Origin of the sequence: Phenylobacterium sp. (assembly GCF_028290885.1) — a bacterium.
Taxonomy (GTDB): domain Bacteria; phylum Pseudomonadota; class Alphaproteobacteria; order Caulobacterales; family Caulobacteraceae; genus Phenylobacterium.
On sequence record NZ_JAQGIZ010000217.1, the window covers coordinates 1 to 5,931 of the forward strand.

At 68.5% G+C, this 5,931-nt stretch carries 7 protein-coding genes and 1 pseudogene; 6 read left to right on the plus strand and 2 right to left on the minus strand.

Features of this window, described 5'->3' with window-relative positions; translation table 11 throughout:
- From JWP28_RS14640 to JWP28_RS14665, 6 genes and pseudogenes are all read left to right on the plus strand, one after another.
- Positions 1 to 873, plus strand: a pseudogene (locus JWP28_RS14640) (chromosome segregation protein SMC); the annotation flags it as partial.
- 265 nt (positions 874 to 1,138) lie between these two features.
- A complete protein-coding gene (locus tag JWP28_RS14645; protein WP_299543999.1) occupies positions 1,139 to 1,402 on the plus strand; it encodes an AtpZ/AtpI family protein in 264 nt (87 codons plus the stop codon).
- Between the two features lie 7 nt (positions 1,403 to 1,409).
- Complete coding sequence (locus JWP28_RS14650; protein ID WP_299544001.1) at positions 1,410 to 2,237, plus strand: F0F1 ATP synthase subunit A; 828 nt, start codon at positions 1,410 to 1,412, stop codon at positions 2,235 to 2,237.
- A 30-nt stretch (positions 2,238 to 2,267) separates the two neighbouring features.
- Positions 2,268 to 2,528 carry a F0F1 ATP synthase subunit C gene (locus JWP28_RS14655; RefSeq protein WP_299544002.1) on the plus strand — a complete coding sequence of 87 codons (261 nt, stop codon included), beginning with the start codon at positions 2,268 to 2,270 and terminating at the stop codon, positions 2,526 to 2,528.
- Positions 2,529 to 2,550: 22 nt separating this feature from the next.
- Positions 2,551 to 3,078 carry a hypothetical protein gene (locus JWP28_RS14660; RefSeq protein WP_299544003.1) on the plus strand — a complete coding sequence of 176 codons (528 nt, stop codon included), beginning with the start codon at positions 2,551 to 2,553 and terminating at the stop codon, positions 3,076 to 3,078.
- Positions 3,079 to 3,082: 4 nt separating this feature from the next.
- Positions 3,083 to 3,574 carry an ATP F0F1 synthase subunit B gene (locus tag JWP28_RS14665; protein WP_299544005.1) on the plus strand — a complete coding sequence of 164 codons (492 nt, stop codon included), beginning with the start codon at positions 3,083 to 3,085 and terminating at the stop codon, positions 3,572 to 3,574.
- Between the two features lie 176 nt (positions 3,575 to 3,750).
- Here the strand turns inward: JWP28_RS14665 and JWP28_RS14670 are convergent, their stop codons facing one another.
- Together JWP28_RS14670 and gcvPB are read right to left on the minus strand one after the other, a co-directional pair.
- Complete coding sequence (locus JWP28_RS14670) at positions 3,751 to 4,152, minus strand: hypothetical protein (RefSeq protein WP_299544006.1); 402 nt, start codon at positions 4,150 to 4,152, stop codon at positions 3,751 to 3,753.
- A gap of 139 nt (positions 4,153 to 4,291) precedes the next feature.
- Positions 4,292 to 5,872: an aminomethyl-transferring glycine dehydrogenase subunit GcvPB gene (gene gcvPB / locus JWP28_RS14675; protein ID WP_299544007.1), complete on the minus strand. Its 1,581-nt coding sequence runs from the start codon at positions 5,870 to 5,872 to the stop codon at positions 4,292 to 4,294.
- Between the last annotated feature and the right edge of the window lie 59 nt (positions 5,873 to 5,931).

Below are 5,931 nucleotides of genomic sequence, written 5' to 3' on the forward strand. Positions count from 1 at the left end.
GAGGCCGACCGCGGACTGCGCGCCGCCGAGGCCGCGGCGTCGGAGGTGCGCGAGGTCCGCGCAAGCCTGGCCGCCCACGCCGAGGCCGCCGCCGCGCGCCTTGCCGAGGTCACCGCCCAGATCCGCGAGACCGCGCGCAGCGAGCCTGAGGAGCTGGCTCGAAAACTGGCCGACGAGGCTGTCGCCATCCCCAGCGACGCCGGCGGCGTCGAAGCGCACCTCTACAACCTGGAGCGCCAGCGGGAGGCGATCGGACCGGTCAACCTGCGCGCCGAGGAGGAGGCCGCCGAGCACGCTGGCCGGCTCGCGACCATGCAGACCGAGCGCCTGGACCTCACCGGCGCGATCCAGCGTCTGCGCCAGGGCATCGACGAGCTGAACGGCGAAGGCCGCGAACGCCTGCTGGCCGCCTTCGAGGTGATCAACGAGCACTTCAAGACGCTCTTCCAGGCCCTGTTCCAGGGCGGTCAGGCGGAACTGCGGCTGGTCGAATCCGAGGACCCCCTGGAAGCCGGCCTGGAGATCTACGCCTGCCCGCCCGGCAAGCGCATGGCGACCATGAGCCTGATGAGCGGCGGCGAGCAGGCGCTCACCGCCACCGCTCTGATCTTCGCCGACTTCCTCGCCCAGCCGGCGCCGATCTGCGTGCTCGACGAGGTGGACGCCCCGCTCGACGACGCCAACGTCGACCGGTTCTGCAACATGCTCGACGAGATGCGCCGGCGCACCGAGACCCGCTTCATCGCCATCACCCACAACCCGGTGACCATGGCCCGCATGGACCGGCTGTTCGGCGTCACCATGGGCGAGCGCGGCGTCTCCCAGCTGGTCTCCGTCGATCTGCACCAAGCCGAGGCCATGGCCGCCCAGTAGGGTCGGGTGTGAGGCTGGGTGACGGACGTTGTGTCGCGACCTCACAAATACCGTGCAAAAACAATGACCTAAACCATGTTCGCCCAGCCTTGACGCGCCGCAGCACGGTCTATAGGTTCCGCGCGACCTGAAGCCCCAGCCGTGGCGGCCACGTCGCGGTCATTAGGCCTTCCGACGTATGCCACAGCCCGACGAACCGCCAGATGAGGCCCTTCGGAGCCTCGATCAGCGCTTGGGTGCGGCGGAGGCGGCGCAAGCCCGCAAGGTGAGTCCCGAGACTCACGCGGCCATGGCGCAGGGTTACCGCTTCGTGGGGGAAGTGGTTGGCGGGGTGCTCGGGGGTGTCGGCCTTGGCTGGCTCTTGGATCGCTTCGCCCATACGGCGCCCTGGGGCGTGGTCGGCGGCCTGCTGATCGGAACCGGGTTTTCCATCTTCACCGCGGTCACCACCGCGGCGAGGGCGAGTAAGAAAGAACTGGATGCGCTCGGGCCGCTGCCCAGCGCGTCCGACGACGAAGACGAGGATTAAGGCCCTTATGGCGCAACAACCCGCCATCGAACCGATGCACCAGTTCATGGTCCACAAGATCGTGGACCTGCCGCCGGTGCGCATCGGCGGCTTCGCGCTGGACCTGTCGATCACCAACTCGGTGGTCACCATGTTCGCCGGCGCGGTGATCCTGATCCTGTTCTTCGCCCTGACCGCCCGCCGAGAGATCGTCCCGAACCGCGGACAGGCTCTCGCCGAGAGCCTCTACAACATCATCGACCGCGTGCTGGTCGGGCCGATCATCGGCCACGGCGGCAAGCCCTACGTCCCCTATATCTTCACGCTCTTCCTGGTCATCTTGGTCTTGAACCTGATGAGCGTGGTGCTAGCGATCGGCAACGTCGGCGGGCTCGATCTCACCTTCGCGGTGACAGCCCAGCTGGCGGTGACCGCGACGCTGGCGGTGCTCACCTTCTTCAGCGTCTTCATCCTGGGGTTCGTGAAGCACGGACCGAAGTTCGTGACGCTGTTTGCGCCGTCCGGCATGCCTAAGATCATGCTGCTCTTCATGGTCCCGATCGAGATGCTCTCCTATTTCGTGCGGCCGGTGACGCTGGCCATGCGTCTGTTCGGCAACATGCTGGGCGGCCACGTGGTGATGAGCCTGTTCGGCTCCTTCGTGGTAGCCTTGGGGATCGTCGCCCTCTCGGGCGGCCTGGCGACCCTGGCCGTCATCCCCAGCGTGCTCTCCTTCACGATGATCGTGGCGCTGACCGGCCTGGAGCTGGTGGTCGCGATCCTGCAGGCCTTCGTCTTCGCGGCGCTGGCCACCGTCTACCTCAACGAGGTCGTGAACTTCGGTCACGGCCACTAACCCAACCAGACTTTCGATAGAGGACTATCAATGGAACCCCACGCCGCCGTCGCTACCGTCATCGACTTCGCCAAGTCCGCCAAGCTCATCGGCGCGGGCCTCGCCGCCATGGGCATGATCGGCGCCGGGGTCGGCCTCGGCGTCCTGTTCGGCAGCTACCTGCAAGCCGCAATCCGCAACCCGGCGGGCGCGGCCAGCCAGCAGACCATGCTGTTCCTCGGCATGGCGCTGACCGAAACCATGGGCCTGTTCGCCTTCGTGGTCTCGCTGATCATCCTGTTCGGCTCCTAAGCGCTCAAGAGACTGATCGCCAATGGCGACCGAGACCCAAGAAGGCACGGCTCCGGCGGAAGCGCAGCCCGCCGGCCTGCCGCAGTTCGACTTCCAGTGGTGGCCGGGCCAGATTGTCTGGTTCCTGGTCATGTTCCTGGTGGTGCTGGCGTTCGTGCGCCTGTTCGCGGCGCCCCGTGTGGGCGGCACGATCGAAGCGCGCGAGGGCAAGATCAGTGGCGACATCGCCGACGCCCGCCGGCTGAAGGACGAGGCTGACGCCCAGGCTGCCGCGGCCGCCGCGGAGACCGCCCAGGCGCGGGCCGCGGCCCAGCGCGTCGCGGCTGAAGCCCGCGCCAAAGCCCAGGCAGAGGTCGCAGCCAGGCTCGCCGAGGAAGAAGCCAAGCTCGCCGAAATGGCCGCCGTGGCCGAAGCCCGGATCGCCAAGGCGCGTGACGCGGCCATGGCCAATGTCGCCGGCATCGCCGCCGATGCGGCCGGCGCCATCGTCGGCAAGCTGACTGGCCGCGCCGCGACGCCCACGGAACTCGCCGCGGCCAGAGGAGCGTAGGACGATGGAACTGATCACCGACGCGCACTTCTGGGTCGGCGTCGCCTTCGTCGTGTTCCTCGTCATCCTGGTGGTGGGCGGCGTGCACAGGTTCGCCTGGAAGGCGCTGGGCGAGGCGGGCGAGAAGGTCCGCGCGCAGCTCGACGAGGCCAACCGCCTGCGCGAGGAGGCCCAGGCGCTATTGGCTCGGATCCAGTCCGACCGCGAACAGTCCGAAAAGCTGGCGGCCGAGATCATGGCCAACGCCGAGGACCAGGCCAAGCGCATGCAGGCCGAGGCGCAGGAGCGGCTGGCTGAGCAGATCGAGCGGCGCGGCCAGCTCGCCGAACGTCGGATCGCCACCGCTGAGGCCCAGGCCGCCGCCGAGGTGAAGGCCGCCGCCGGCGAACTCGCCGCCCAGATGGCCGAGCAGGTGCTCGCCGCCCGCATCGCCGGCGCCAAGACCGATCCGCTGATCGACACCGCCATCGGCCAGCTGGCGTCCAAGCTGCAGTAAGCGCGGAGCTTTCCCGCTCACTCTCGAATGTCATCCCGGTTTTCGCGCCAGCGAAAGGCCGGGACCCACAGGCACGAGGGGCGCCTGTTATGCGCCGCCGTGGGAACTTTCAACGATCTGTACATATGGATCCCGGACAAGCGCTAAGCGCCTTCCGGGATGACACTTGGTTGTGTTTAGACCGCTGACGCCCTCCGGCGCCCGCTGAGGGCCCTACGGCACCTGACCGCGAAGCGCGCCCGCCGGGGCAGCACCAGCCGCTCGAGCCGCAGGTACTGCTGCCACACTACCGGGAGGATCTCCGGGTCGCGGCGCATCAGGCGGCGGAGCGGGAAGACCATCTTCGGGTGCGCCCGCTGAATACGCACGAACTGGCGCTTGGCCTTGAAGGAGTTGCGCAGGACGATCATCAGCCCGATCACGAACAGCGGCACGCCGAGGTGTCCGGGCAGGGCCGACAGCGGCACCGCCGCGATCATGACGACGCCGCCCAGTGCGACCAGTAGCCAACGACCCACGCGCGAAGCCAGTTCGCGGGCGAATTCGTCGGAGGCGCGGTGCACGCGCAAGGAGGGCATGGCGAAAGTCACTGGCAGCAAAACCTGGAAGCACGCGACAGGTTCAGGGGGAGGTCGAACCGCCGCTGTGCAAACCTGATATGCGAACGACCTTAGGAGTCGTAAAGGCGCCAGCCCGTTAAATTTTACTCACGTCCAGCTATTCGGCCGCCAATGGCGCCGGCGCCACAGTTGTGGGGCCTGGGCGCCACGTCAGCTTCGGCTTCCGGGCCGCCAGGGTTTCGTCCAGCCGGCGCAGCGGCGCGAGGTAGGGCGCGCCCGTGAACCGCTCGACCTCGCCGGCCTTGGCGGCCTTGGCCAGCGCCAGCAGGGCCTCGCAGAACCGGTCGAGTTCGCGCCTGGACTCCGTTTCCGTGGGCTCGATCAGCATCGCGCCATGCACCACCAGCGGGAAGTACATGGTCATCGGGTGGAAGCCCTCGTCGATCATCGCCTTGGCGAAATCGAGCGTGGTGATGCCGGTCCCCTCAAGCCAGGTGTCGTCGAACAGGGCCTCGTGCATGCAGGGGCCGTCCGGGAAGGCCGGCGTCATCTCGGCCGACAGCCTGGCCTTGATGTAGTTGGCGTTGAGCACGGCGTCCTCGGCCACCTGGCGCAGGCCGTCCGAGCCATGGCTGCGCATGTAGGCGTAGGCGCGGACGAACATGCCCATCTGACCCTGGAACGCGCACATGCGGCCGAAGGCCTGGGCGGCTTCGTCAGTGGCCTCCTCGACCAGCTTCAGGCCGTCCGGGCCGTGGACGATCCAGGGGGCGGGGGCGAAGGGCGCCAGCGCCTGCGACAGCACCACCGGCCCGGCGCCCGGTCCGCCACCGCCGTGGGGGGTGGAGAAGGTCTTGTGCAGGTTGATGTGCATGGCGTCGACGCCGAGGTCGCCCGGGCGGACCTTGCCGACGATCGCGTTGAAGTTGGCTCCGTCACAATAGAAGTACGCGCCCGCTTCGTGCGTGAGGCGGGAGATCTCGAGTATATCACACTCGAAAAGACCGCAGGTGTTGGGGTTGGTGACCATGATCGCGGCGACGTCGGGGGTGAGTTTGGCGGCGAGGTCGGCGAGGTCGACGCGGCCGTCTTCGGTCTGGGCGATCTCGGTGACGGAGTAGCCGACGAAGGCGGCGGTGGCCGGGTTGGTGCCGTGGGCGGAGGTGGGCACGAGGACGCGGCGGCGGTGGCCGTGGCCGGCGGCCTCGTGCGCGGCCTTGATCGTGAGCAGGCCGCAGAGCTCGCCGTGGGCGCCGGCCTTGGGGGTCAGGGCGATGGCCGGCATGCCGGTGAGCGTCTTCAGCCAGTGGGCCAGGCGGTCCATCAGCTCGAGCGCGCCCTGGGTGGTCGACTGCGGCTGCAGGGGGTGCAGGTCGGCGAAGCCGGCGAGGCGGGCGACCTTCTCGTTGAGGCGAGGGTTGTGCTTCATGGTGCACGAGCCCAGCGGGTAGAGCGCCAGGTCAATGGCGTGGTTCTTCTGCGACAGACGCACGTAGTGGCGCAGGGTCTCGGGCTCGGAGAGGCCGGGCAGGCCGATCGGCTCACGGCGCACCAGGTCGCCGAGGTCCGAGGCGTCGTGCTCGGGCGGATCGAGGTCGACGCCGGTCTTGTCCCAGCCGCCGAGCTCGAACAGCAGCGGCTCGTCCTGCAGCAGGCCGCGGCCGCCGGTCAGCGACGTAAAGCCTTCGGACGCAGCGGCGTTCGGTTGGGTGGGGCGGCCGACGCTGGACATGCTCATCGGCCGATCCTCCCTTTGAGGGCGGCAGCCAAGGCCGCGATGTCTTCCGTCGTGGTGGT